4 protein-coding genes and 1 pseudogene are annotated in these 4,032 nt (G+C 56.5%); all 5 read left to right on the top strand.

The features are described from left to right. The first annotated feature begins 83 nt into the window (after positions 1 to 83). Entirely contained in the window at positions 84 to 266 is a 183-nt protein-coding gene (locus CPT76_RS23060; RefSeq protein WP_105444583.1) for a hypothetical protein, read from the top strand. Between the two features lie 50 nt (positions 267 to 316). Then, positions 317 to 1,759: a helicase-associated domain-containing protein gene (locus tag CPT76_RS23065; RefSeq protein ID WP_105444584.1), complete on the top strand. Its 1,443-nt coding sequence runs from the start codon at positions 317 to 319 to the stop codon at positions 1,757 to 1,759. A gap of 114 nt (positions 1,760 to 1,873) precedes the next feature. After that, on the top strand, positions 1,874 to 2,311 hold the full coding sequence (locus CPT76_RS23070; protein WP_105444724.1) for a YlbF/YmcA family competence regulator: 438 nt from the start codon (positions 1,874 to 1,876) through the stop codon (positions 2,309 to 2,311). 36 nt (positions 2,312 to 2,347) lie between these two features. Further along, positions 2,348 to 2,611 carry a YlbG family protein gene (locus tag CPT76_RS23075; RefSeq protein WP_094598855.1) on the top strand — a complete coding sequence of 88 codons (264 nt, stop codon included), beginning with the start codon at positions 2,348 to 2,350 and terminating at the stop codon, positions 2,609 to 2,611. Positions 2,612 to 2,646: 35 nt separating this feature from the next. Beyond that, positions 2,647 to 4,032 (top strand): annotated as a pseudogene (gene thrS / locus CPT76_RS23080) (threonine--tRNA ligase); the annotation flags it as partial.

The following is a 4,032-nucleotide window of genomic DNA, read 5'->3' on the forward strand; positions in this document are numbered from 1 at the left end:
AGCAGCGGCCGAAGTGGTGCGGAGCTTGAGCTGTCCTTTATCCGCTTGAGACGAGCCGGCCTGATCCAGGCGGTGAAAAAGGCTTGGGGAGAAAGCTCTACTACATTCCTTTGGAAAGCCTGGGTCTATTGTATCGGCAGTTTTTCACCCCCGAAGCAGAGGTTGTCCCGGATTCAAATGTGCATCGGATCAGCGAAGCAAAGCCGGGCCTCGCCTTGGATCTGCTGCATGCGCTTGCGGCTGCGGCCGAGCACGGGCTCCCTTAACGGCGAAAGGAACGGTACATAAGAAAAATATCCAGAAGCTGCTGGAAGCCGTGCACCTGAAAGATTCCGACCTTGAAACACTGCAGCTCCAATACGCGCATGCTGAAACCTATCCGCTTGTGGCCGCGGTGCTGCTCGATATAATGATGTGCCTCGGCCTTGCGGTGAAAGAAAGCCAGGGGATTGTGCTGGAAGAGGAGCGGCTCGGCGAGTGGCTGAACCTGTCTGAACAGGAGATGAACCGGGTACTGCTCCCGGCGGTGTTGGACCGATACGGCATAAACAGCCCGGCACTGCAGCATTTCCGCTACCTTCTTTGCCATCCTTCTTTCCAACCAGGCGTCTGGTACGATATGACGAATATGCTGGATTGGATGGAGCAGGAGGTTCTGCTCACCCGGTCCGTTTCGGAAGCGGGGGTCCGGGCATGGATGACGGCGATGGCGGGGTTTGGCTGGGGCGATACCGGTGAGGACGGCAGCGGACGCTGCTGTTTCCGGTGGGCCATAGATCCGGCCTTCGTTCTGGTTTCGGGCGGCGAAGATCGGGAGATGGCGGGAGAGGGGCGCTTCTATGTTCAGCCGGATTTTGACGTCATCGTTCCACCGGATGTGCCGTACCGGATCCGATGGAAGCTGCTTGCCTGCTCGGAGCGGGTACAGAGCGAACGGATGTCGATATACCGTTTGACCCGCAGCAGCACGGCCCGGGCGGTGGAGAACGGCATGAGCGCGGCCGAAATGACGCAGCTGCTGGACAACTTCTCGGGCGGCGGCGTCCCGGAGAACGTAAGGCTGGCTTTGGAGCAGTGGGGCCGGGAAATCGGCCGGACCCGCTTTGAGGAAGCCATGCTGCTGTCGTGTTCGGCTGAAGAAGACGGCAATCGGATCGAAGCGCACCCGAAACTGAAGGGTCATTTGCAGAGGATCGGTCCGAAGCATTTTCTCGTGAACAGCGGCGCGGTGCCGGAAGTGCGGAAAATCCTGGATTCGTCAGGGCTCTCGCCCTTAAAGGCGATCACTGAACCCGGCCGGACCGTTTCCACATATCCGCTGATCCATGACTCCACACCGGATCTGGCGGGGCAGCGGATCGATGAAGAAAAGTTCCGCCAAACCGGGCTTTCCGCCGCCGGCGGTCTGGTGTACAGCGGCCGGAATATCCAGTATTTCGAGCCGGATTCCGACATTCCGAAGCCGGAGTCCCTGTTCCCGGGCTACGGGCAGGTTCCGAAAATGTGGACCCAGGATTTCCGGAACTATCACGGAACGACGGCCCAGCACATTATGGAACAAGCCTTGGAATGGCAGACCAAGGTGCTCATATCCCGCGGGGGCAGCCGTTTGGAGTTCATCCCCAGGACGATTCGGAGCCACCCGTGGGCGGTGGAAGGAACTCTCTTCGATCCGGAACGGGACGGTTATGAGGACGGGGCTCTGCTCTCGCTGGGGGATTGGGAGCAAATCCGGCTGATTGTGCCTTCTTTCACCTGAGGGTATCCGCAGGAAGTGCGTTCAAACCTCTTCTTATGGGCCAAAGGTTATGATATGATAAAAGAGTCTACTCCAGACGGAGGAGAACATTCTTATAGAATTGAGATGAAGTTCATGAGCGTATCGGAGATCAACACGGTCGACATGGCAGCCGTGCTGATGAACGCCTATGAATTAGGCGATATGATCAATCAGTCGGTTGAGGTGTCCGATTATTTATATTGGAAGCAGCAGGTTGGCAGCAATCCGGCCGTACAGGAGCTTGTCCGGCTTCTGGCGAAGAAGAAGGAGCTTTTCGAAGAGACCCAGCGTTTCGGCCATTTCCATCCGAATTACCACAGCGCAAAGGATGAGGTCAACGCCGTGGAGAAGCAGCTGGAGCAGTTCGAGGAAGTGAGACGCTTCAAGCTGGCTGAGCAGAACTTGGATGACATGCTGCACCAAATGTCCGAAATGATCGCTTATTCCGTATCGGAAACGATCAAGGTGCCGGGCAACGATTCGCATCTTAAAGGATGCGGCGGCGGGGGCAAATGCTCCTGCGGCGGGTAAAATATAGAGAGCCAGTATAAGTGAGGTGGGAAAATCATGTTTGCAGAACGGACGGGGTATATCATTTGGGTTAGCGATATCAAGGCAGCGCGGAATTTGGAGAAGTACGGGACCGTTCACTATATATCTCGCCGGATGCACTATGTCGTCATGTACGTGAATGCGGACCGGGCCGAGGAAGTAGCTAAAAATATCCGGCGCCTTTCCTATGTGCGTAAAATCGAACGCTCCTACCGCAACGAGATCAAAACGGAATATTCGAGCGACGTACCGGATAAGACCCGATTTTATGGCTTATAGTAGGAGGTTCATCTGCCTGTCATCAGTTTCAATGGAAGGCGGTCAGCCGGAAGGAAGCGCTGGACCNGTTCGCGCAGCTGCAGGAGCCGCTGAAGCTTGAGCTTATCCGGGACCTGCCCGAGGACGCCGAAATTTCGATTTACGAGCAGGGAGAGTTCGTGGACCTGTGCCGAGGACCGCACCTTCCTTCCACGGGCAAAATCAAAGCGTTCAAGCTGCTGAGCGTGGCCGGAGCCTATTGGCGCGGAAACTCGGACAACAAGATGCTGCAACGGATTTACGGCACCGCCTTCCCCAAGAAGGCGCAGCTTGACGAGCATCTTCACATGCTCGAGGAAGCGAAGAAGCGCGACCATCGCAAGCTGGGCAAGGAACAGGGATTGTTCCTGTTTTCAGAAGAAGCGCCGGGCATGCCGTTTTACCTCCCTAAAGGCATGATCATCCGCAATGAGCTGGAGAAGCTGGAGCGTGAGCTGAACGCCGCTAGAGGATATGAAGAGGTCCGCACCCCGCTTATGATGAACAAGCGGATGTGGGAGGAATCCGGGCACTGGGATCACTACAAGGACAACATGTATTTTACCCAGGTGGACGAGACGGAATATGCGTTGAAGCCGATGAACTGCCCGGGGCATATGCTGATTTTCAAAAGCGGCCTTCGCTCCTACCGCGAGCTGCCGATCCGGCTGGCCGAGTTCGGACAGGTTCACCGCCACGAATATTCGGGCGCGCTGAGCGGCATGATGCGTGTGCGGACGTTTTGCCAGGATGACGCACACCTCTTTGTCAGACCTGACCAAATCGAGGAGGAGATCGCCGGCGTCATCGACCTGATCGACTATATGTACGGCATATTCGGCTTCTCTTACCGGATCGAACTGTCGACGCGGCCGGAGGATTCCATGGGTTCGGATGAGCTGTGGGAGCAGGCCGAGCAGTCGCTGCGCAGCGTGCTGGAGCGCGGGGGATCGAATACCGCCTGAACGAGGGGGACGGAGCTTTCTACGGTCCGAAAATCGATTTTCATATTCTCGATGCCCTGAAGCGCAGCTGGCAGTGCGGGACGATCCAGCTCGATTTTCAAATGCCGGAGAAGTTTGGTCTCAGCTATGTCGGTGAATACAACCAGAAGCATCGCCCGGTCATCATTCACCGCGCCGTCTACGGCTCCATCGACCGTTTCATCGGCATTCTGACGGAGCATTACTCGGGAGCTTTTCCGCTGTGGCTGGCACCGGTCCAGGCCAAAGTCGTCCCGGTTTCCGAGCACGATCTGGATTATGCTTATCAGGTTAAGCAGTCGCTTGCGAAAGAGGGCATCCGGGTTGAGGTCAGTGCCAAAAACGAGAAGCTGGGCTATAAAATCCGCGAAGCCGAGCTGGAAAAAGTGCCGTACGTGCTCGTCGTCGGCAAGAGTGAAC

Source organism: Paenibacillus sp. AR247 (assembly GCF_002968895.1).
In the GTDB taxonomy this organism is placed as follows: Bacteria; Bacillota; Bacilli; order Paenibacillales; family Paenibacillaceae; genus Paenibacillus_AQ; species Paenibacillus_AQ favisporus.

Coding starts and splice junctions, on each gene's coding strand:
- CPT76_RS23075 (WP_094598855.1), top strand. CDS start 2,348: ATGTTTGCAGAACGGACGGGGTATATCATTTGGGTTAGCGATATCAAG.
- CPT76_RS23070 (WP_105444724.1), top strand. CDS start 1,874: ATGAGCGTATCGGAGATCAACACGGTCGACATGGCAGCCGTGCTGATG.